The organism is Aeromonas sp. R10-2 (genome assembly GCF_040908445.1).
GTDB classification, from domain to species: Bacteria; Pseudomonadota; Gammaproteobacteria; order Enterobacterales; family Aeromonadaceae; genus Aeromonas; species Aeromonas veronii.
Genome location: NZ_JBFODS010000086.1, coordinates 40,533 through 61,801, shown reverse-complemented (window position 1 = coordinate 61,801; position 21,269 = coordinate 40,533). Strand labels below are relative to the sequence as shown.

At 60.1% G+C, this 21,269-nt stretch carries 18 protein-coding genes and 2 tRNA genes; 10 read left to right on the top strand and 10 right to left on the bottom strand.

The features are described from left to right. Positions 1–32: 32 nt before the first annotated feature. The 8 genes from AB5Y97_RS16690 to AB5Y97_RS16655 all read right to left on the bottom strand — a co-directional run bounded on the left by AB5Y97_RS16690 (position 33) and on the right by AB5Y97_RS16655 (position 5,740). Positions 33–587 (bottom strand): DUF3332 domain-containing protein, encoded by a 555-nt coding sequence (locus AB5Y97_RS16690; RefSeq protein ID WP_368158509.1) that lies wholly within the window; start codon positions 585–587, stop codon positions 33–35. Positions 588–767: 180 nt separating this feature from the next. Further along, positions 768–2,069: a methyl-accepting chemotaxis protein gene (locus AB5Y97_RS16685; protein ID WP_139460456.1), complete on the bottom strand. Its 1,302-nt coding sequence runs from the start codon at positions 2,067–2,069 to the stop codon at positions 768–770. A gap of 90 nt (positions 2,070–2,159) precedes the next feature. After that, positions 2,160–2,639, bottom strand: a complete 480-nt coding sequence (locus tag AB5Y97_RS16680; protein ID WP_139741054.1) for a GNAT family N-acetyltransferase — start codon at positions 2,637–2,639, stop codon at positions 2,160–2,162. A 97-nt stretch (positions 2,640–2,736) separates the two neighbouring features. Next, entirely contained in the window at positions 2,737–3,180 is a 444-nt protein-coding gene (locus tag AB5Y97_RS16675; protein ID WP_139741053.1) for a DoxX family protein, read from the bottom strand. Continuing rightward, positions 3,177–3,929: a DNA-binding domain-containing protein gene (locus tag AB5Y97_RS16670; RefSeq protein WP_100653228.1), complete on the bottom strand. Its 753-nt coding sequence runs from the start codon at positions 3,927–3,929 to the stop codon at positions 3,177–3,179. Before AB5Y97_RS16670 ends, AB5Y97_RS16675 begins: the two co-directional genes overlap by 4 nt. Further along, entirely contained in the window at positions 3,922–4,770 is an 849-nt protein-coding gene (locus tag AB5Y97_RS16665) for a DUF692 domain-containing protein (protein WP_100653227.1), read from the bottom strand. The genes AB5Y97_RS16670 and AB5Y97_RS16665 overlap by 8 nt, the downstream gene beginning before the upstream one ends. A 72-nt stretch (positions 4,771–4,842) precedes the next feature. Further along, a complete protein-coding gene (locus tag AB5Y97_RS16660) occupies positions 4,843–5,106 on the bottom strand; it encodes a DUF2282 domain-containing protein (RefSeq protein WP_005334862.1) in 264 nt (87 codons plus the stop codon). A 433-nt stretch (positions 5,107–5,539) separates the two neighbouring features. Next, positions 5,540–5,740, bottom strand: coding sequence for a YbfA family protein (locus AB5Y97_RS16655; RefSeq protein ID WP_005334863.1), 201 nt, complete (start codon positions 5,738–5,740; stop codon positions 5,540–5,542). 212 nt (positions 5,741–5,952) lie between these two features. Here AB5Y97_RS16655 and AB5Y97_RS16650 point away from each other — a divergent pair, with 212 nt between their 5' ends. Continuing rightward, positions 5,953–6,246 (top strand): hypothetical protein, encoded by a 294-nt coding sequence (locus AB5Y97_RS16650; protein ID WP_201946202.1) that lies wholly within the window; start codon positions 5,953–5,955, stop codon positions 6,244–6,246. 50 nt (positions 6,247–6,296) lie between these two features. Here AB5Y97_RS16650 and AB5Y97_RS16645 read toward each other — a convergent pair. Both AB5Y97_RS16645 and AB5Y97_RS16640 read right to left on the bottom strand, forming a co-directional pair. Then, a tRNA-Cys gene (locus AB5Y97_RS16645) sits at positions 6,297–6,370 on the bottom strand. 57 nt (positions 6,371–6,427) lie between these two features. Beyond that, a tRNA-Gly gene (locus tag AB5Y97_RS16640) sits at positions 6,428–6,503 on the bottom strand. Between the two features lie 249 nt (positions 6,504–6,752). Here AB5Y97_RS16640 and AB5Y97_RS16635 point away from each other — a divergent pair. From AB5Y97_RS16635 to AB5Y97_RS16595, 9 genes are all read left to right on the top strand, one after another. After that, positions 6,753–10,190, top strand: coding sequence for an ATP-binding protein (locus tag AB5Y97_RS16635; protein WP_368158505.1), 3,438 nt, complete (start codon positions 6,753–6,755; stop codon positions 10,188–10,190). 415 nt (positions 10,191–10,605) lie between these two features. Further along, positions 10,606–12,291: an ABC transporter substrate-binding protein gene (locus AB5Y97_RS16630; protein ID WP_005347706.1), complete on the top strand. Its 1,686-nt coding sequence runs from the start codon at positions 10,606–10,608 to the stop codon at positions 12,289–12,291. Between the two features lie 118 nt (positions 12,292–12,409). Then, the gene (locus tag AB5Y97_RS16625; RefSeq protein ID WP_368158503.1) at positions 12,410–13,393 is read left to right on the top strand and encodes an ABC transporter permease; all 984 of its coding nucleotides are present in this window, start codon (positions 12,410–12,412) and stop codon (positions 13,391–13,393) included. A 1-nt stretch (position 13,394) separates the two neighbouring features. After that, a complete protein-coding gene (locus tag AB5Y97_RS16620; protein ID WP_005347708.1) occupies positions 13,395–14,315 on the top strand; it encodes an ABC transporter permease in 921 nt (306 codons plus the stop codon). Next, complete coding sequence (locus tag AB5Y97_RS16615; RefSeq protein ID WP_201946204.1) at positions 14,312–15,331, top strand: ABC transporter ATP-binding protein; 1,020 nt, start codon at positions 14,312–14,314, stop codon at positions 15,329–15,331. Before AB5Y97_RS16620 ends, AB5Y97_RS16615 begins: the two co-directional genes overlap by 4 nt. Before the next feature lie 11 nt (positions 15,332–15,342). Next, positions 15,343–16,335 carry an ABC transporter ATP-binding protein gene (locus AB5Y97_RS16610; RefSeq protein WP_005353824.1) on the top strand — a complete coding sequence of 331 codons (993 nt, stop codon included), beginning with the start codon at positions 15,343–15,345 and terminating at the stop codon, positions 16,333–16,335. A 114-nt stretch (positions 16,336–16,449) separates the two neighbouring features. Further along, positions 16,450–18,189: a glycoside hydrolase family 9 protein gene (locus AB5Y97_RS16605; protein ID WP_368158500.1), complete on the top strand. Its 1,740-nt coding sequence runs from the start codon at positions 16,450–16,452 to the stop codon at positions 18,187–18,189. A 104-nt stretch (positions 18,190–18,293) separates the two neighbouring features. Then, positions 18,294–19,166 carry a BadF/BadG/BcrA/BcrD ATPase family protein gene (locus AB5Y97_RS16600; RefSeq protein ID WP_257707191.1) on the top strand — a complete coding sequence of 291 codons (873 nt, stop codon included), beginning with the start codon at positions 18,294–18,296 and terminating at the stop codon, positions 19,164–19,166. 67 nt (positions 19,167–19,233) lie between these two features. Beyond that, complete coding sequence (locus AB5Y97_RS16595; protein WP_257707192.1) at positions 19,234–21,090, top strand: beta-N-acetylhexosaminidase; 1,857 nt, start codon at positions 19,234–19,236, stop codon at positions 21,088–21,090. The last annotated feature ends 179 nt before the right edge of the window (positions 21,091–21,269 follow it).

The window sequence follows — 21,269 nt, the reverse complement described above, 5'->3', positions numbered from 1 at the left end:
CTGAAGCTGGATCGATCTGGATTCAGTTGAATTTAGGCAGCAGCCTTGCCCTGATTCGCCCGCTCTTCCAGCTCTGCGCGGCTCAGGGTAGAGACAAAGCGGCCATCGAAGTAGATATCCATCAACTCGCCACGCTTCTCGCCACGCATCATGCTGCGGCGACCATCCAGATAGTGCACCTCCATCTGGGCGGTATGCTCGTCCGGGTAGCTGATCTCTACCTCGCGCACCCCTTGTGGCAGCATGGCCAGCGGCACCTTCTTGAGGGCCGGATCCAGATGCTGGTTCACCTTGATCACCGGATTGGCCTTCATGTCCACCACAGCCGGAGATTTGCCGGTGATGGGGTTCTTGCCAGACCAGAACTCGATGGTATTGAAGACGAACAGGTCAGCGGTCGCGGCCAGACCGTAGACAGGGGAGAGCAGCATAAAGACCCCGGCACGAGCGTAGCGGTTATCCACCACGCTCAGGTTGCCCTTGGTGACCATGCCGGAAAGCCCCATCTGCCCCATACAGCCGCCCAGACCCATGCTCGCGACCATAACCAGCAGGGCCATTGCCCGCCCCTTCTGTTGTAATCCCATCGTGTTCTGTTCCTGCTCTGAAATAAATGAGGCGGCAAGCCTAATCAAGGGGCCAGAAGAGGACAATTCACAATGGCGGGACGATACAGGAGGGGTTCAGATTGGCATATCAAGTGCGCAATAAATAAGCACCGATGGGATTATCATCCGATCGGTGCCTCGTTCAACAACCAATAACCGTCAGGAGCCGATTGCCAGATTGGAGACTGTCTCGGTCACATTGATGGCACCCTGCTCGATCTGTGCCATCACGCCACTCACCTCGCCGATCTGCTCCTTGCCACGCTGGGCACTGGTGGCCACCTCATTGATGTTGCCGGTGATCTGGGCCGTCAGTTCGCGGTTTTTCTGAACCACGCTGGCGATCTCGCCGGTCGAGAGGGAGGTGCGCGCAGCCAGCTGACGTACCTCGTCGGCCACCACCGCAAAGCCGCGCCCCTGATCGCCGGCCCGGGCAGCCTCGATGGCTGCGTTAAGGGCCAGCAGATTGGTCTGCTCGGCAATACTGCTGATGGTCGAGACAATGGCTTCAATGCTTTTCGACTGCTCATTGAGCTGGCCAATCAGGCCGGAAGTGCGACTCACCTGTTCGGAAATGGCGCTGGAGATGGCAACCGATGCCGCCAGCAGTTCAGACCCGGTTTCGGCAAAGCGGGTGGTCTCCTGCGAAATGGTCTGGGCTATGTTGGCCGCCTCGCTCACTGCCTGGGCGCGCTTGATCCGCTCTGTCACCTCACTGGCAAACTTGATCACCTTGACCACCTTGCCGCTCTCATCCTTGATGGGGTTGTAGGTAGCCTCCAGCCAGATCTCGTTGCCATGGCTGTCACGGCGACTGAACAGCCCGGATTTGAGCTGGCCGTGGGCCAGATCGTCCCAGAAGTGGGGTTGCTCGCGATAGAAGCTCTCATCGCAAAACAGCCTGTGATGCTGCCCCTTGAGCTGCGAAAGGGAGTAACCGACGCAGGAGAGGAAATTCTGATTGGCCGTCACAATCTCCCCCTTGGGGGTGAACTCGATAATGGCGAGCGCCCGATCGAGTGCCGAGATGATCGCTTTCTGACGACTCAACTGCTGATAACTCTCGGTAATATCGGAGGCAATCTTGACCACCCTGACCACCTTGCCGTCAAGCTTGACCGGGAAGTAGGTAGCCTCCAGCCACAACTCCCGACCCTGTTTATCAAAGCGTTGGTAAGTGCCACTGTGGCTATGCCCCTGACGAAGCTGTTCCCAAAACTGGGCGTAGGAGGATGACTGGACGTAGTGGGCATCACAAAAAATCCGGTGGTGTTTACCAATCACCTCCTGCTCGCTATAGCCCACCACATTCAGAAACAGCGGGTTCGCCTCGAGGATCTCGCCACTTGGAGTGAAACTGATGGTAGCGACACCGACTTTTACTGCATCAATAAATGCTTGGGCCTGGGCCAACTGCATTTGACACGCTTGTAATTCCGCTTTGAGTTTGAAGTTGAACATCTGCCCTGCCCCTCTATTACCTGGTTACAACTACGTCACATCTGCATGAACTTTAGACGAGAAACCATAGAGATAACGGGGGCCCATCGATTAAGGTGCCAGGTTCCACTCCAGATAGGCCGGATTGGCGACAAAGCCGATCCGCTCATAGAGAGGGCGCCCCTGCTCGCTGGCATGGAGCCACACCTTGCCCAGCTGACGCGATCTGGCGAAGGCTGTAATGGCATCGAGCAGCGCCGTGGCGATCCCCTGCTGGCGCCATTGTGGCCGCGTATACATATTGAGCAGGTACCCCTCCATCCCCGCCAGATTGCCGGGATAGGGTGGCCGTTCAAACAATGCCAGCGTCCCTGCTGCCACGATCTGTTTGCAGCCCTCCTGCGTATCGGCCTCAGCCAGCCAGGATAAAGCACTCTCTTCACTTATCGCCCGGGTGAAATAGTCAAGGGTGGCCTGCCACAAGGCCGGGTCTGCCTGCGGCGTCACCAGCTCACCGACCTCACAAAACAGCTCCATGCGCAGCGCCACCAGTGCGGGAATATCTGCGGCCCTTGCCTGACGAATAATCATTGGCTGCTCCTTTTCTCTCATGGGAAATTTCGCCGGCCGTCATTATGACAAAGAGCGCCTTGTGGCGCTCTTTGTCATTGGGGAAACCACTGATAAATCAATGGCTGCGACGTGTCAGCCAGTGATCCAGGCTCAGCACACCGCCGCCCCAGATGATCAGGGTCAGCAGCATCCAGCCCCACAGCTGGTGATCGTAAAAGCCACCCGCCCAGAGGGTCGGGTAGGAGATCACCGCCATGATATTGAAGCCAAACAGCAGCAAGGCGGCCGGGCGAGTAAAAAGCCCCGCCAGCAGGAAAAGCGGCAGCAACAACTCGGTCGCCGTCCCCAGATAAGCAGCCCACAACCAGGGCAGCAGGGGCACCTGATACTCGGATTCAAACAGATAGAGGGTGGAATCCCACGCCGTCAGCTTGAGCCAGCCTGAAGTGATAAAAACCGACGCGACCCACAGCCGCGCCAGCAACAGCACACCGGTACTGCTCCAGCGCGGCAAATCACCACTTGAGCTGGCCAGCGCCAGCCATTTGTTTGCCATCATGGCATTACCTCCATATCCACCAGCAGACCAAGGGTTATCAGGCGAGTGAGATGTTCACTGGCCGCAGGGTCGGCCGCAAGCAGATCGACCAGCGCCGTACCAGCGAGACAACCCTGTAGCAGCGCCCACTCACCCGCCGTCAGGGGCAAGGGTGCAACCCGGCAATCCGGCTGTTTCTTCAATGCCAACCAGACGGGGGCATCAAGCACCTCCACCGCTTCACCACAGTGCAGCGCCATCTGCCACAGGGCCAGCACCGGATAATCGCTGGCAACCAGCAGCAGATCAGTGGCTGGCAAGAGTCGCAGCCGCTCCCATTGTTGCGGCGATAATGCGGCCAGACGCTCGGCTGGCCAGCAGCGTGATTCCAGCGGCAGCAGACTGGCACGCTCAAGCTGCCATTCGAACTGAGCCAGCGCCTCCAGCCAGGGCAGTCCGGTTGTAGTTGGCAAGCGGGCCAACCATTGGCCAAATCCGGCGCCATAGTGCATGACGCTCCCTTCCCTGAGCGGCTCGGCTAATACGAAGCCACGGGCCGCCGCTGCAAAAAAGTCATCCCCGACCATGGCCTTGACGGCGGGATAACTGCTCGCCAGCACCTCGCCAAGGCTCAGGATGAAGTGGTTGCGATAGACCTGCAGCACAGACTCGGCAGAAAAGAGCCGGGAACTGATGTGAGGGGAAATGGCGTCAGGCGCCCCCAGCAGACCCTCGGCAAAGTGCTGTTGCAGCTGTGCCAGTTCAGCCATGGGCCACCTCCCGTGGTGCACTCATGGCGCACGCCTCATCCAGAATGGCGCCGGCCTGCGCCGCCTCTGCCAGCAAGACCGGCAGCGGCGGGATCTCGAGGTCCCACTCAATCAGGGTCGGAATGACCTGCTTGCGGCAGATCTGGCGATAGAGTTCCCAGACCGGCTCCACCACAGGGGCGCTGTGGGTATCGATATAGAGGGAGCCTTCCGGCAGCTGCTTCTCGGTATAACCGGCCAGATGGATCTCCCCGACGGTGGCGAGATCGATCGCCGCCAGATACTCATCGCAAGAGAAACCGTGATTGAAGGCACTGACATAGAGATTGTTGAGGTCGAGCAGGATGCCGCACTCGCTGCGCTGCTGCAGCTCGGCCAGAAATTCCCACTCGCTCATCTCCCCGGCCAGTTGCAGATAGGAGGAGGGATTTTCAATCAGCATGCGGCAACCCAGGGTCTGTTGTACCTGCTGGATCTTGTCGCTCATGTTGCGCAGGGAGGCTCGGGTATAGGGCACCGGCAGCAGATCGTTGAAGTAACGCCCACCAATGCTGCCCCAGCTGAGATGTTCGGAGATCCGTACCGGTTTGATCGCCGCGGCCAGTGTCGACAACTGCTGCAGATGGTGCGGATCGAGCGGGTCGGCAGAACCGAGGGACATGCCAACGCCGTGAAGACTGACGGGGTAGTGCTGCGCCAGTTCGGCGAGCACCTGAAAACCGTGACTGTGCCGCTCGAAGTAATTTTCACTATGCACCTCCAGCCAACCGACTGCCGGCAGGGTTTGCCGGATCTCATCGTAATGGGGAGTGCGTAATCCGATACCAATCAAAGGGTTCATCGCAAGACTCGCTTTCGCCAATCAGAGAAGATGCAGGGGGCGGCCCGTTGGCCATCCCCTGCCCGATGTCTCTTACTTGGGTTGCAACGAACCGCCGACCAGCTTCTCGCACAGCCCTTTGGGCATCACCACAAAGGCATCACCCTGAGCATCTTCCTTGGCAGTACCGGCGCAGGAGCTGCTCTTGGTCGCACAGTCATTTTTGCTGGCCTTGACCACGCCGTAGCACTTCTCCTTTTCATCGGCAGCCATTGCTGGCGCCGCGATAAATTGGGCGCCCAGCGCCAGCAGACCGGTCATGGCGGAGGCGATAGCAGTGCTTTTTTTAACATTCATGTTCATGTTCCTTTTGATGTCGTTGGATGTTGCTGATATCCCCGATTTGTCGCAACCGGGTACCTGCAATAGAACCGGCAAACGGGATATTCCCTTTCAAAAAAACACAAAAAGAGTTAAAAAATCCAAAGAAACACACTCAATTAATTGATTTTAAACAGCTATTTCATCATTGATAATTTCTCGACGACCACCCATTAATGAACGAGGAAAGTGCCATATGGTGCTTTCATTCCGTTAATCTTCTTCACTGCTTCCATCAAAAGAGATGCGTCAGACATAAAAAAGCCCCGCCAACAGGCAGGGCAGGATGCAACGTTAAAGAAACAAGAAATAAACAAGCGGAGTGCTGTTGGGAGCCAGGAGTTGCGGCAAGCAGATAAAAAAAGAGACAGCTTTGGCTGTCTCTTTTTGCACATGGTGCGAATGGGGTTTAGTAGAAGATCCGCTCACCACGCTCGCTCATTTTGAGCCAAACCGGTTTGGTGCTGGTTTTATTCCAGATCCGGTGCAGATAGCTGTAGAAGCGGGCACGATCGCTGCGAAACAGCATCACGGGGAAAGCCAGAATGCCCACCAGCAATACATAAATGCGACGAAGAATAATCTGAGTCAGGGAAAAGGGATGAAACATGATGTAACTCCTTACTGGTAAGACCACTGAGCAAAGATTACCCCACTCCATGTAGGATTACTACATCACCAACGCATTTTTTTATAAAAAAATGGTGAAAAACGGGAAATACTGAAAACGGGTTACGTCATTAACCAACAGTTAACAAACTTGCGAAAATCGTGCGCTTTGCCACAGTTATCAGGGGAAAAACATGCAGTAGGGAGACACGCATGAAACTGCCGGAAGTGGCACTGCTGGTGCTGATGGTTGCCCTGACACGGGCACAACTGGAGGAGTGGCAACTGAATCGGGAAGATGCCATCGTGCTGGCCGAACGGGGCGTGCCCACCGTCAGCCTGTGGCAATGCGGCACACTGAAGCAACGGATTGCGGATCTCAACCAGCACAGTGCCGAGGTGCTGTTTCAATATCGGGGGCAAAACATGGCGGATGTGAGCCACTATCTCGAGCGCGAGTGGAAACAGGCTGGCTGCGAACAGTTACTGGTGCAGCAAGGATACTGACCAAGCTTCACGGCTCGAAGAGTTATAAATCAGGGAAAAGAGAGAGAAAATGGAGGCACGTTCCGGAGTCGAACCGGACTAAACGGATTTGCAATCCGCTGCATAACCGCTTTGCTAACGCGCCATGCTGACAAGACTGATTGTCTTGAAAGTGATATCCATCGTTGGTGCGATGGAAAATTGGAGCGGGAAACGAGACTCGAACTCGCGACCCCGACCTTGGCAAGGTCGTGCTCTACCAACTGAGCTATTCCCGCATTACTGCTTTCGTGCCAGTTGCCTGACAACGAGGCGCATTATACGTACCACGAGCGCCAGCACAACCCCTTTTTCGCAATTTAAGCCCTGATGCAGACTGTTTGCTCAGGGTTTAAACGCCTTGCTGCATTTTTCTCCAGCCAGCTGTGACCCACCAAGCGAATTTGGGATAAAGTCGTTGAAATGATTACGCTTTCGTTCGAGACTTGAGCGGCTTAATAACCGGATTCTCAATTGAAAATCACAAGATGAAATGGATCTTCACGCTTCGTGGGCTCAGGCCGCAGTTAATGCTGGCTTTTTTCATGTTGGGCATGGTGCCCTTTTTGGTCATCACCCTCTTCTTCCTATACAGCCACGGCAAGGATCTCACCACCCAGACCTCCAACCATCTGGTCTCCGTCCGTAATATCAAGAAGAGTCAGCTCGAGGATTACTTCAACAACCTCAAAGAGCAGATCATCAACTTCTCCCAGCAGGATTTTGCCGGCAACAGTATCGGCCGTTTCTATGGCTTTACTGGCGCCTTCGAGAAGTTGGGCACCACGCCGCAGGAGGCCCGTAGCCGTGCTCAGGCCCGCTATCTGCCAGGCTCTTGGGATCAACTGCGCAAACCGGACAGCCAAGTAGAGATCGAACCCTCCATCACGGCGCTTATCCTCGCCGACGAGATGTATGGCCGGGTGCACCAGCGCTTTCATCGCGGCTATGCCGACATGGTGCGCAAGTCCAACTACAGCGACATCTTTCTGGTGGACCTCAACGGTGATGTGGTCTATTCAGTCACCAAGCACCCTAACTTTGCCACCAATCTGCTCTCCGGACCTTATCAGGGCAGTGGCTTGGGCCAGACCTTTGCCAAGATCAAACGCCGCCTTGATGGCGGCCAGAAGCCGCAGCAGATCTTCGAATTCACCGATTTTGGCCGCAACGAGCTGACCGGGCAGGTGGTCGCCTACATGGCCGCCCCCGTGATGCAGTACGACTATGTGCGCGGTGTGGTGATTTTCGAGCTGCTGCCGGACAAGCTCAACCAGATCATGGCGGAGCGGGAGGGGCTGGGCGAGACCGGCGAGACCATCCTGATCGGCCCTGACAAGCGGATGCGCGCCGATGCCTGGCTGGCACCGGAGTTCAGCGTAGAGAACAGCTTCAGCCCCAACTTCCGTCCACTGCAACCCCCCCTCATCACCAAGACGCTCTCCGGCGAGCAGGGGGTCGGGCTGTTCCACTCCTATCAGGATGACGAGGTGCTGGCCGCCTACACCCAGGTGAAGGTGTTCGATACCGAGTGGGCCTTTATCGCCGAGATCTCTACCCGGGAAGCCTATGCCCCGATCCGCCAGCTGGAAACTCTGGTAATTGTGCTGGGAGCGGGCTCGGTACTGCTGCTGATCCTCTTCTCCCGCTGGCTCTCCCACTCCATCACGGCGCCGCTGCGATCGCTGACCGAAGCAGCCGAGCAGGTGGCCGACGGCGCGCTGGATCACCCCATCGCCATCGAGCGCACCGGCGATGATATCGACCGGCTGGCCGAGGCGTTTCGCCATATGCAGCGCTCGGTGAAGGACAAGATCGAGCTCATCGAACAGCAGACCCAGGAGCTGCAACAGCAGGTCAAGCTGACCCACAAGCAGAACCTCAGCCTGCAGCAGGCGGACAAGCTCAAGGATGAACTGCTGGCCAACACCTCCCACGAGCTGCGCACCCCCATTCACGGCATCAAGGGGATGGCCGAGTCGATGCTCGCCAGCCAGCAGGATTTGACCGAAGGGCAGCAAAAGCAGCTCGGGCTCATCATCAAGAGTGCAGACGGCCTGGCCCGTCTGGTGGACGATCTGCTGGACTACCACCAGATGCGCTATGGCCAACTGGAGATCCACTCCCAGCCCGTCTCATCAAAAGGGGTGATCCGGCTGGTGCTGGACCTCTGCCAGCATCTGGTGCAGGCCAAACCCCTCACTCTGGTGGATATCAGCCCGGCCGAACTGCCGCCGGTGCTGGCCGACGAGCAGCGGCTCGAACAGGTGCTCTACAACCTGGTGGGCAACGCCATCAAGTACACACCTCAGGGCAAGGTGGTGCTCAGCGCCATCGTCGAGAACAACTTCCTGCGCATCAAGGTCACCGACACCGGCATCGGCATCGCCCCCGACCATCTGGAACATATCTTCGAGCCGCTTGTGCAGATGAGCCCGGAGGTGAGCAAGCAGGGGGCAGGCCTTGGCCTCTCCATCACCCGCCAGCTGGTGCACCTGATGGGGGGCGAGCTGTTTGTCGAGAGCGAGCCGAGCGTCGGCTCTACCTTCGCCTTTACCCTGCCCCTTGCCACCGGCAAAGCGGCCAATCTGACTCAGGGCAGCCGCCAGATCGAGCATCAGCTGGTGCGCCAGCAACCGCTGATCCTGCCGGACTGGGAGAGCGACGATCTGCCCCCTCCCCCCGAGGGTGCGCCGCTCATTCTGGTGGTGGATGACGAGCCTATCAACCTGCACATCCTGCGCCATCTGCTGCAGCCCTGCGGCTACCGCATTCTGCCCAGCAGCGATGGCCACGATGCGCTGGCCAAGCTGGCCGAGGAGCCGGTGGACCTCATCCTGCTCGATGTGATGATGCCGACCCTTTCCGGTTTTGATGTCTGCCGTCGCCTGCGCCAGCAGCACCCGAAAGATATGCTGCCGGTGCTGCTGCTCACCGCCCTCAACCAGCCCAAAGATATCGAGGAGGGCTTTGGAGCCGGAGCCAACGACTATCTGGTCAAACCCTTCTGCAAGGAGGAGCTGTTTGCCCGGGTCAAGGCACTGCTCGAGGCCAAGGCCGGGCGCGCCTCGCTGGTAGAGAATCGGCTATTGAAGCAGGAGATCGAACATCGCCTCACCCTGCAGGATCGACTGCATCAGGATCAGCAGCGCCTGCTGGCCCTGCTCGGTGAAGGGGCCGACCCCATGATCTTTATCGACGAGCAGGGCACAGTGCTGTTTGCCTCGCGGGTGCTGGCGCGCCTGCTGGGACAGGAGCCGGAAGCCATGGAGGGGCAGCCCCTCAATGAGTGGCTCGCCACCCCGCTGCAACATCAGTGGCCCGACCTTGCCAGCGAACGGGAACACAATCTGGAGTTTCTGGTGGCCGGGCAGAAGGACGTGCTCAACGCCCGTGCCTTGCCCATCGCGCTCGGAGGACAGGCTGCTTTCGCCCTCACTCTGAGTACCGAGCTGCGTCAGGATGAGAACCGGGTAATGGCGCTGGAGAACGCCCTCAAGAACCTCTCGCGGCAAGCCATCATCGAAGATGAACAGCTGCTGGGCGAGCTGAGCCGCCTGGGTGGCGAGTTCCGCTCCCTGGCCGACGACCTCATTCGCCAGCAGGATGACGAGCCGCTGCGCCGGGCGCTGGTAGAGACCATGCAGCTCACCCTGGATGCCTGGCAGCAGGGGACCGGCAAGGGCAAAATTGTGCTGGCAGAGAAGAGCAAGCTGTGGCGGGTCTATATGGACAGATCCAGCCCGCAGACCCGCACCCTCGACAAATACCTGAGTCTGGACACCCTGCCCAAGTCGCCACGCTGGAAGACGGTCGTGGCCACCACCGAGTATGTGCTGGGCCACTGCCCGCTCAATGACCACCAGCGCCAGCAGTTGCAGCACAGCGCCCAGACCCTGCGTCAACTCGCCAACCGCAAGCCGTGACACGGCGCCCTAAACGGGCGCCGGATCACAATTGGCAATCTGGTTTCTTTTTGCGCAAAACAAAGCCCCGCACAACTCCGAAACCGAGAGCAGATCCAATTCACAAATTTGTCATATACGCCATTTTCACAGCCACTTTCTACGCGAGAGCAAATAACGCAAAGCAATGATTTTAAACAGATAAAAAGGCATTTTGACGAGATTGACGTAACACCGTCAATTTTTACGAAAACAACGAAATCAATAGTTGTTGTTTTCCTGTTAATTCTGGTTTGCTTAGGGCGTTGGAAAACAGAACGACAAAGGTTAGACACCTGACCAACACAGAGGGCCGATTTCATCAGCATGCGAAACCGGTGCTCACACAAAACAAGGCGAACCCTCGGGAATGCCAAAAAATAAGAAAGGAAAACATATGCTTGCCAAAGTATCCAAAATCTCTACCGCTGTAATGCTGGGAACCATGATGCTTGCCGGTGCCGCCGGTAACGCCATGGCCGCAGAAAACAAAACCGTGCTGACCATGGTCGCACAGCAGGAAACCGCCTGGGTCAAGAACTTCAACCCCTTCCTGCAAGCGGGCTTGCTGCACACCACCCGTCACTTCATCTATGAACCGCTGGTGATCTTCAACGATATGCAAGGGGGCAAACCCGTCTATCGTCTGGCCACCAACTATGCATTCAGCGATGACCTGAAATCCGTCACCTTCGATCTGCGTGACGGCGTGAAGTGGTCTGACGGCGAAGCCTTTGATGCCGATGACATCATCTTCTCCTTCAATCTGGTCAAGGCCAACAAGGCGCTGGATGAGCGCTCAATCTGGACCCAGATCAAGAGCGTCGAGAAGCTGGCCCCCAACAAGGTCAAATTCGACCTGACCGAGGTCAACACCAACGTGGTGAACGATCTGGTGCTGGTACCTATCGTGCCGGAGCATCAGTGGAAATCGGTGAAAGATCCGGTTGCCTTCACCAACGACAAGCCGGTTGGTACTGGCCCCTTCACCGAAGTGGACAACTTCTCCGCCCAGCTCTATACCCAGTGCCGCAACCCGCACTACTGGGATAACGCCAACCTCGCCATCGACTGTATCCGCATGCCGCAGATGGCCACCAACGATCAGGTGCTGGCTGCTGTCATGAAGGGTGACATCGACTGGTTCGGCTCCTTCGTACCGGATATCGAGCGCCTCTACGTTGGCAACGATCCGAAAAACAACAAATACTGGTTCCCGGCCTCCGGTACCGTGGCGTTCAACGTCAACTTCCAGACCAAGAACCCGGGCAACCACGAAGCCTTCAACGACATCAACTTCCGCCGCGCCTTCTCCATGGCGATGGACCGCCAGTCCATGGTGGATATCGCGGGCTACGGTTACCCCACCGTCAACGAGTACCCGTCAGGTCTGGGCAAAGCCTTTGACTCCTGGAACAACCCGGAAGTAGACAAGAAGTACGGCAAGTACAACAAGTTCGACCTGGAAGGGGCCAAGGCACTGCTGAAAGAGGCTGGCTATAAGGATTGTGACGGCGACAAGTTCCTCGACACCCCGAGCTGCAAAAAGATCGAGTTCAAGGTACTGGTACCGAACGGCTGGACCGATTGGGTCAACACAGTACAGATCGGTGTAGAAGGGCTGCAGGCACTGGGCCTGAACGCCAAGACCGCCACCCCGGAAGCGACCGTCTGGACCGAGAACCTGATCACCGGTGACTTCGACGTCGCCCTGCAGGGTTACTTTGCCGGTGCCAACCCGCACAAGTACTTCGAGACCGCGTTCCACTCCCGCAACATGGGTGAGCGTGGCAACCGCTTCGCCGCGCCCCGTTACAAGGATCCCGAGCTCGACAAGCTGATCGATGACTTCACCCAGACCGCCGATGCGGCCAAGCAGAAGGAGATCATGTTCGCCATCCAGGATCGTGTTGGTGCCAACCAGACCATCATTCCGGTCTTCAACAACCCGACCTGGTATGAGTACAGCACCAAGCGCTTCAACGGCTGGTTCAGTGCTGATAACCCGGTAGCCAAACCTCAGCTCCACCCGGACACCCCTGAGCGTCTGCTGCACGTGTTGTCCCTCAAGCCAAACAGCTAAACAATCCCGGCCCCCTGCGGGGGGCCATCTTCCCCGTTAATCCCCTTCTTGCCCGGCTCTGCCGGGGTTGGGGTAGCTATACCCGACGCGGGGCAGACTTGCAGTAAAAGGTACCATCATGGGATTCATACTGAGACGCTTTTCCTTCTATCTGGTTGCCTTTCTGGTAGCCGCCACCATCAACTTCCTGTTACCCCGTGCCATGCCAGGGGATCCTGTCTCCGTGATGTTTGCCCGCGCTGGCGCCATGATGGAACCCGCCGCCCTGGAAGCCCTCAAAGCCACCTTCGGCTTTGTCGATGGCCCCATCGGCGCCCAGTTTCTCACCTATGTGAAGAGTGTCTTCACCTGGGATCTCGGCACCTCGGTGCGCTTCTACCCTCAGCAGGTCTCTGACGTGCTGGGCCGTGCCATCGGCTGGACCCTGTTTCTGGTCGGCACCTCCACCATCCTGAGCTTCTCCATCGGTTCCATCGTCGGCATCTTTGCCGCCTGGTATCGCGGCGGCCGGATGGACAGCATTCTCTCCCCGCTCACCCTGGTGATGCAGGCCATTCCGCCGGTGGTGGTCTCCCTGCTCGCACTGTTCCTGTTCGGGGTCAGCCTCGAATGGCTGCCCATCGGCTACGCCTACAGCCCGGAGATCAAGGCTGACTGGGGCTGGGAGCACATCAAGAGCATCATGACCCACGCCATCATGCCGGTGCTGACCCTGGCCGTGGTGCAGGTGGGGGGCTTTCTCATCACCATGCGCAACAACATGATCAACCTGCTCGGCGAGGATTACATCACCATGGCCAAGGCCAAGGGGCTCTCCAGCAACCGGGTGATCTTCAACTACGGCGCCCGCAACGCCATTCTGCCCAGCGTCACCGCCCTCTCCATGGCGCTCGGCTTCGTCATCGGTGGCTCTCTCATCACCGAAGTTATCTTCAACTATCCCGGTCTGGGCCTGACCCTCTATCAGGGCATTCTGGCCCGCGACTACCCGCTCATTCAGGGGCAGCTGCTCATCATGACCATCACCATGCTCAGCTTCAACTTCCTGGCCGACGTGCTCTACGTCTTCCTGGATCCCCGTCTGCGTACAGGAGGCAAATAAGATGCGTATGCCGACCATTCTCAAAATCCTGCTGGGCAACAAGAAGGCTGCCTGTGGCCTCGCCATCGTGGTTGCCTTCGTACTGATGGCCCTCTTTGCCCCCATTCTGGCCAGCAACGAGCCGACCAAACGGGTGGCTCGCCCGCACCAGCCGCCCAGTGCCGAGTTCGTGATGGGTTCCACCCGCATGGGCCACGATATCTGGGCCCAGTTCACCAACGGTGCCCGTATCTCGCTGCTGGTGGGCTTCAGCGCAGGCCTGCTGGTCTGCACCCTGGCCGTCGCCATCGGCATCACTGCCGGTTACTTCGGGGGTCTGGTGGATGAGTGCCTCACCTTCCTGATGAACGTGGTGCTGGTGATCCCCAACCTCCCCTTGCTACTGGTGCTGGCGAGCTTTATCGGGGAGGCGTCGCCGGCGGTCATTGCCGTGATAATAGGGTTGACCTCATGGGCCTATGGCGCGCGGGTCATCCGGGCCCAGACCCTGGCGCTACGCGAGAAGGAGTTCGTCATTGCCGCCGAAGTGCTGGGCGAGCCGGCCTGGCGCATCATTCTGGTGGAGATCCTGCCCAACCTCATCTCCATCATCGGGGTGAGCTTCATCGGCTCCATAATCTACGCCATCGTCACCGAAGCGACCCTGGAGTTCCTCGGTCTTGGCGACCCGACCGTGGTGAGCTGGGGCATCATGCTCTACAACGCCCAGACCTCCAGCGCCATTCTGGTCGGCGCCTGGTGGGAGATCCTGGCTCCCTGCTTTGCCATCGCCACCCTGGGTGCCGGTCTGGCTCTGCTCAACTTCGCCATCGACGAGATCGCCAACCCGCAGCTGCGCTCCCACAAAGGGCTGAGCCGCTGGAAGAAACTCGCGGCCCCGGTCACCACTCCGGTTGCCACAGCACAGGAGAAGACAGCATGAACAAGCATCCCCTGCTGTCAGTACGCAATCTTTGCGTCGACTACATCACCGAAAATGGCGACGTGCGCGCCGTCAACTCGGTGAGCTTCGATATCAGACAGGGCGAGATCTTCGGTCTCGCCGGTGAGTCGGGTTGCGGCAAATCCACCGTCGCCTTCTCGGTGGCCCGGCTGCACAAGCCGCCCGCCTACATCAGCGGTGGCGAGATCCTGTTCAAGGGGGAGAACATCCTCCATTACAACGACGAGCGGCTGCGCTCCTATCGCTGGCAACAGGTGTCGGTGGTATTCCAGTCCGCCATGAACGCCCTGAACCCTGTGCTGCGGATGGAGGAGCAGTTCTGCGACGTGCTGCTGGCCCACAACATCGGCATGACCCGTTACGAGGCGATCAAGCGCGCCCAGGAGCTGCTCACCATCGTCGATATCCACCCGAGCCGGCTCAAGGATTACCCGCACCAGTTCTCCGGCGGCATGCGCCAGCGGCTGGTGATCGCCATCGCCATGGCGCTCAACCCCGAGCTGCTCATCATGGATGAACCGACCACGGCGCTCGATGTGGTGGTGCAGCGGGAGATCCTGCAGAAGGTCTATGCCCTGAAAGAGAAGTTCAACTTCTCCATTCTGTTCATCACCCACGACCTCTCCCTGATGGTGGAGTTCTGCGATCGCATCGGCATCATGTATGCCGGTGAACTGGTGGAGGTCGCCCCCTCCAAGGCGATCCTGACCTCGCCGCTGCACCCCTATACCAGAGGGCTCGGCAACTCCTTCCCGCCCCTGCACGGACCGAAGAAGGTGCTGGAAGGGATCCCGGGCACCCCGCTCAACCTGCTGGAAGTGCCGGTCGGCTGCCGCTTTCAGGCCCGCTGCGGCAAGGTGCACGATCGCTGCCGTCAGGAGTACACCAAATTGGCCGAGATCCGCCCCGGGCAACAGACCGCCTGCCACCTCTATGAGGAGCAGGGACTGCAACAAGATTCCGTGATCTATCTGGACAAGGCCGCTGGCTGTTAAGGATGTCTGTCATGCAAATCGCCAAAACCGATGCACCCATCATCGAAGTCCAGCACCTCTACAAGGACTTCCCCATCAACTCCAATGCCATCAAGAGTGGCAAGATGCGGGCGCTCTCCGACATCACCTTCAACCTGCACCGGGGCCGCGCCCTGGCGGTGGTCGGGGAGTCGGGCTCCGGCAAGAGCACCATCGCCAAGATCATCGCCAAGATGTACAAGCTCAGTGCCGGGCGCATTCTCTATCGCGGCCACGATCTGGAGGAGTTCAACAAGGGCACCGCCCTGCTGGACTATCGCCAGAGCGTGCAGATGGTGTGGCAAGATCCGTTCGGTTCGCTCAACCCGACCCACACCATCTATCACCACATCGCCCGCCCCCTGCTGCTGCACAGCAAGGTGATCGACAAAAAAGAGCTGCCAGACATGGTCTACGCCCTGCTGGAGAAGGTCGGCCTGACCCCCGCCAAGGCAACGGCGGCCAAGTATCCGCACCAGCTCTCCGGCGGCCAGCGCCAGCGGGTCAACATCGCCCGCAATCTGGCGGTGGAGGCGGAAGTGGTGCTGGCGGACGAGCCCACCTCCATGCTCGACGTCTCCATTCGCATCGGCATCCTCAACCTGATGGAGCAGATGAAGAACGAGCTCGGCGTCTCCATGCTCTACATCACCCACGACATCGCCACCGCCCGCTATGTGGCGGAAGATCTGGCTGTCATGTATGTGGGGCACATGGTGGAGTGGGGCGAGGTGGACGAGATCCTGCACCACCCGCAGCACCCCTACACCCAGCTGCTCATCTCGGCGGTGCCCGACCCGGAGAAGAGCATCCACGCCGAGCTGGAGGGTGGCCGCAAGGGGGAGATCCCGCTCTGGACGCCAGAATCCTGCGGTTGCCCCTTTGCCGGGCGTTGCAATCAGGCGATGCCCCGCTGCAAAGAGGCGCTCCCCCCCATCACCAAGCTTGCCGACAACCACTTCGTGCGTTGCTACCTCTACGAGTGAAGGTGAGCCTTAGACCGGCCGGACAACCCTGTCCGGCCATGCCTCGATACGGGGCGGCCACAGCCCCGTGATGTGCCTCACCGCCCGGCGGTGAACCACAGGAGTAATACCTTGATGGAACTCTTGATCAATCAGGTGGGCTACGAGTGCGACGGACACAAGGTCGCCCTGTTGCAAACCTCCCCCGCCCCTGATCTCGGCGGCTATGTCAGGCTGCAACGCCTCGACGATGGCCAGATCCTGTTTGAAACCCCGCTGCAACCGGCTGGCAGCGTCCCAGGCTGGCAAGGCCGCGCTTACTGGCGCGCCGACTTCTCCGCCTTCAAGGAGCCCGGCCACTATCGGCTGGAGGCGATCACTGTCCCCATAGGCGCAGCCGCTACAGAGCAGCGCATAGTCCGCTCGACCCGCTTTGCCATCGGCCAGGGTCTGCTGGCCAGCAGTTGCCTCTCCGACGTCATTCACTACTTCAAGGGGCAGCGCGCCAGCGGCACCTTTGATCGGGCCGACCGCAACGCCCGCCTGTTTGGCACCGACCAGCACAAAGATGTGCACGGCGGCTGGTTCGATGCCAGCGGCGACATGAGCAAGTACCTGAGCCACCTCTCCTACGCCAACTACCTCAACCCCCAGCAGACCCCCATGGTGGTGTGGGCCCTGCTCAAGTGCCGGGAACTGCTGGCCCCGCGCCGCGATATCGACGGGGTGAACCTCTGCAAGCGGCTCAATGACGAGGCGCTGCACGGCGCCGATTTCCTCTGCCGGATGCAGGATGAGTCGGGCTTCTTCTACATGACCCTGTTCGACAAGTGGAGCAAGGATCCCGCCCAGCGCGAGCTGTGCGCCTATGCTACCCAACAGGGGCTCAAGTCCGCCAACTGGCAGGCGGGTTTTCGCCAAGGGGGCGGCATGGCCATCGCCGCACTGGCCCGCGCCGCCCGCGAGAGCGTCAGTGGCGACTTCGATGCCAGCCGCTACGCCGAGGCAGCCAAACGCGGCTACCTGCATCTGTGCGAACACAACCTTGCCTACCTCGATGACGGGGTCGAGAACATCATCGACGACTACTGCGCCCTGCTGGCAGCGGTGGAGCTGACCCGCACCTTCGGCAACGAGTGGCTGAATGAAGCGAGAGTCCGTGCCAGCAAGCTCTGTGCCCGCCAGCGCCCCCATTCGGAGCTGGGTCACTACTGGTCGGCCAACGAGGATGGCTCGCGCCCTTACTACCACGCCGCCGAGGCGGGTCTGCCGGTGCTGGCGCTGCTGGAATATCTGGGCGTAGAGCCGGATCAGGAATACAAGGCTAGGGTACAAACCGTGGTGGAGCAGGCGCTGGCCGCCGAGCTGGCGCTCTGCGCCCGCGCGGGCAACCCCTTCTCCCTCGCCCGCCAATATGTCAAAGGGGTGGATGAAGCGCCGCGCGTCAGCTTCTTTATGCCCCATCACAACGAATCCGGTTACTGGTGGCAGGGGGAGAACGCCCGGCTGGCATCGCTCGCCACCATGGCATTTGCTGCCGCACAGCACCTGCCCGGGCAGAGCGCACTGCTCTGCACCTTCGGCCAGCAGCAGCTCGACTGGATCCTGGGGAGAAACCCCTTCAACGCCTGCATGCTGGCGGGTCAGGGCATCAACAACCCGGAATACACCGCCGGCTACCCCAATGCGCAGGGGGGGATCTGCAACGGCATCACCGCCGGCTTCGATGACGAAAATGACGTGGCCTTTATTCCAGAGGCGTACAAGGATCGGCTGGATCAGAACTGGCGCTGGGGGGAGCAGTGGATCCCGCACGCCGCCTGGTTCGCCCTGGCCATCACCTGGCAGAGCGCACAAGGAGGCCACCATGATTGAGAGCGGTTCACACATCACTGGCACCGGGGAGAGCCCTGGATCCTCCATACCGCCAGCCAGGTTTACCCTGGCCATCACCTGGCAAAGCGCGCAGGGAGGCCCCCATGATTGAGTTCTGGGTCGGGGTGGACGGCGGCGGCACCCACACCCGGGCCCGCATTCGCAACAACGCAGGCAAGCTGCTCGGCGAGGGGCGCGCCGCCGGCTCCAATCTGGAGCTGGGCATCGCCCTCGCCCACGGCCATGTACTGGCTGCCATCGATCAGGCCCGCATCGACGCGGGTCTGCCCAGGGAGAGCGAACAGCGGATGGGAGTCGGGCTCGCACTCGCCTCCGCCGAGCTCGCCGACTGCTACCACGCCATGCTGACCATGCCCTTCCCGTTTGCGCGGGTGAAGCTCACCTCCGATGCCTTTGGTGCCTGCCTCGGCGCCTTCGACGGCCAGGAGGGGGCCATCCTGATCGCGGGCACCGGCTCGGCGGGGCTCATCTACCGGGAGGGACGCCTTCGCACCTGCTCGGGTCGCGGATTCCCCGTCTCGGATCTCGGCAGCGGCGCCTGGCTCGGGCTGCGCGCCATCCAGCAATCCCTGCTCTGCCACGACGGCATCCTGCCCCCCAGCACCCTGGCGGTGCGCCTGATGGATCACTTCAAGCGGGATCAGGCCGAGGTGGTGCGCTGGGCTGCGCGCGCCATCCCGGCCGACTATGGCCGCTTCGCCCCCTGGGTGTTCGATGCCGCGAGCGACGGGGACGATCTCGCCACCGCCCTGCTGGATGAGACCTGTGCCCAGCTCGGCATGCTGCTGGAGGGCATGACCCAGCTCGGGGCAGACCGGATCGCCCTGCTGGGCGGCATCGGCACGCGCCTCGCCCCCCGTCTGGGCCACTTCCATCTGGTCGCCCCCAAGCGCGACGCGCTGGAGGGGGCCATCCTGTTTGCCAGGACGGAGACGCTGCCATGTCTGCATCCCTGAGCCTGGTCGGGCCGACAACACCTGCGGGACAGGTTCCCGTTTCCTTCACCCCATCAGAGGAATTCCCATGTCTGCACCCCTGATCCACACCCGGGTCGATCACCGTGACGGTGACGATGTCTGGTTTCGCTTCACCCTGAGCCAACTCCCGGCCACCCCCTGGAAACTCCACTTCTGCCTCGCCCGCCAGATCGATCCCCACTCGATCGAAGGGGGCGCCCTGGAGCGCCAGAGCGGCAGTTACAAGGTCATGGTGCCCCACGAGGGGGTGAACGAGCTGCGCTTCTGCTGTCGCAACACCCCGCTCAAGCATGACTCCGATATGCCCAAGGGTTTCTTCCTGAGCCTGGAGAGCAAGGGACAGCTGCAACCCCTGGTGCTGGAGGGAGAAGACATTGGCCTGACCAACCCGCCCTCCCCGGGCCCCGACCTGCCACAGGTGGAGGCCGTCAACGGCCTCGTGCCCCAGCCCGCCCACCTGATTTATACAGAAGGCAACTTCCGGCTGGCCGAGCGGGCCCACGTCGACGGCCCCGTTCCCCTCGCCTCCCTGCTAGCCCATTTCAACGAGCTGACAGGCCTGGCCCTGACCCAGGATCACGATGCGGAGATCCACCTCGTCGAGGCGACACTTCCCCCCGAGGGGTATGAGCTCACCATCACCCCTGAGGAGATCGTCATCCGGGCCGCCGGCGAGGCGGGCTGGCGCCACGGGCTGGTGAGCCTGGCCCAGTGGGCGCTGCAACACGGAGAGAGCTTGCCCTGCCTGACGGTGCGGGATACACCGCGCTTCGGTTTTCGCGGCATCTTCCTCGACTGTGCCCGCCACTTCCACTCCATCGCTACCCTCAAGCGCCTGCTCAAGCAGATGAGCCTCTACAAGTTCAACCGCTTCCACTGGCACCTCACCGATGACGAGGGGTGGCGCCTTGAGATCAAGGCCTTCCCCCAGCTGACCGCCGTGGGTGCCTGGCGCGGCCATGGCCTGGCGGTGGGGCCCCAGCTGAGCGGCGGCCCCGACCCTTATGGCGGTTACTACACCCAGAGCGAGGTGCGCGAGCTGGTCGCCTACGCCGCCGGGCTTGGCATCACGATCATTCCGGAAATAGACATCCCGGGGCACTGTCACGCCGCCATCAAGGCGCTGCCCGAGCTGCTGGTGGAAGAGGCAGACCGCTCCCGCTACCTCTCGGTGCAATATTTCGACGACAACGTGCTGAACCCGGCCCTGCCCGGCACCTACCGGTTCCTGGACGCCGTGATGGACGAGGTGTGCGATCTCTTCCCCGGGAGTCAGGTTCACATGGGGGGTGACGAAGTGCCCACCGGCGTCTGGACCGACAGTCCCGCCTGCCAGCAGCTGATGGCCGAGCAGGGGTATCAGGATTGCCGCGAGCTGCAGGGGCACTTGCTGCGCCACTGCCAGCAATACCTGGCCCGCAAGGGCAAGCAGATGCTGGGGTGGGAGGAGATACTACACGGTGACAAGGTGAGCCGGGAGGCCACCGTCTTCGCCTGGACCAGCTTCCAGGCCGGCCTGGATGCCGCCGCATCCGGTTACCCCGTGGTGATGGCGCCTGCCCAGCACCTCTATCTGGATCTCGCCTGGAGTCAGGACATCCACGAGCCGGGACTCTACTGGGCGGGTACCCTCAACCTGGCGCAGGTGCATGCATACGATCCTGCCCCGGCCGATTTCCATGCCAACGATAACATCCTGGGGGTGCTGAGCCCCTTGTGGTCGGAACTGATCACCTCTCGCGATCGTCTCGACTACATGTTGTTCCCGCGCATGCTGGCCACGGCAGAGGTGGCCTGGAGCACTCCCGCCCGCAAGGTGTGGGAGCACTTCGTCGCCCGTCTGCCCGGCCAGCTGCACATCCTCGACCAGTTGCAAGTGCGTTACCGGGTGCCACAGAGGTAGTGTTATCTTTTTCTTTTCGGCGACCTTTTGGTCGCCGTTTTTTTACTCATCAACAACAAAAAACCCAACCTAGCCCCTACTTTTCATCTGCCTTTGTTGGCAAAATAAGGACCCGATGAAACCAGACAGGGGATGCACCTCCCTGCGGTTCCGCCACAATAACAATCAGCAAACAGATC

Coding starts and splice junctions, on each gene's coding strand:
- AB5Y97_RS16690 (WP_368158509.1), bottom strand. CDS start 587: ATGGGATTACAACAGAAGGGGCGGGCAATGGCCCTGCTGGTTATGGTC.
- AB5Y97_RS16685 (WP_139460456.1), bottom strand. CDS start 2,069: ATGTTCAACTTCAAACTCAAAGCGGAATTACAAGCGTGTCAAATGCAG.
- AB5Y97_RS16680 (WP_139741054.1), bottom strand. CDS start 2,639: ATGATTATTCGTCAGGCAAGGGCCGCAGATATTCCCGCACTGGTGGCG.
- AB5Y97_RS16675 (WP_139741053.1), bottom strand. CDS start 3,180: ATGATGGCAAACAAATGGCTGGCGCTGGCCAGCTCAAGTGGTGATTTG.
- AB5Y97_RS16670 (WP_100653228.1), bottom strand. CDS start 3,929: ATGGCTGAACTGGCACAGCTGCAACAGCACTTTGCCGAGGGTCTGCTG.
- AB5Y97_RS16665 (WP_100653227.1), bottom strand. CDS start 4,770: ATGAACCCTTTGATTGGTATCGGATTACGCACTCCCCATTACGATGAG.
- AB5Y97_RS16660 (WP_005334862.1), bottom strand. CDS start 5,106: ATGAATGTTAAAAAAAGCACTGCTATCGCCTCCGCCATGACCGGTCTG.
- AB5Y97_RS16655 (WP_005334863.1), bottom strand. CDS start 5,740: ATGTTTCATCCCTTTTCCCTGACTCAGATTATTCTTCGTCGCATTTAT.
- AB5Y97_RS16650 (WP_201946202.1), top strand. CDS start 5,953: ATGAAACTGCCGGAAGTGGCACTGCTGGTGCTGATGGTTGCCCTGACA.
- AB5Y97_RS16635 (WP_368158505.1), top strand. CDS start 6,753: ATGAAATGGATCTTCACGCTTCGTGGGCTCAGGCCGCAGTTAATGCTG.
- AB5Y97_RS16630 (WP_005347706.1), top strand. CDS start 10,606: ATGCTTGCCAAAGTATCCAAAATCTCTACCGCTGTAATGCTGGGAACC.
- AB5Y97_RS16625 (WP_368158503.1), top strand. CDS start 12,410: ATGGGATTCATACTGAGACGCTTTTCCTTCTATCTGGTTGCCTTTCTG.
- AB5Y97_RS16620 (WP_005347708.1), top strand. CDS start 13,395: ATGCGTATGCCGACCATTCTCAAAATCCTGCTGGGCAACAAGAAGGCT.
- AB5Y97_RS16615 (WP_201946204.1), top strand. CDS start 14,312: ATGAACAAGCATCCCCTGCTGTCAGTACGCAATCTTTGCGTCGACTAC.
- AB5Y97_RS16610 (WP_005353824.1), top strand. CDS start 15,343: ATGCAAATCGCCAAAACCGATGCACCCATCATCGAAGTCCAGCACCTC.
- AB5Y97_RS16605 (WP_368158500.1), top strand. CDS start 16,450: ATGGAACTCTTGATCAATCAGGTGGGCTACGAGTGCGACGGACACAAG.
- AB5Y97_RS16600 (WP_257707191.1), top strand. CDS start 18,294: ATGATTGAGTTCTGGGTCGGGGTGGACGGCGGCGGCACCCACACCCGG.
- AB5Y97_RS16595 (WP_257707192.1), top strand. CDS start 19,234: ATGTCTGCACCCCTGATCCACACCCGGGTCGATCACCGTGACGGTGAC.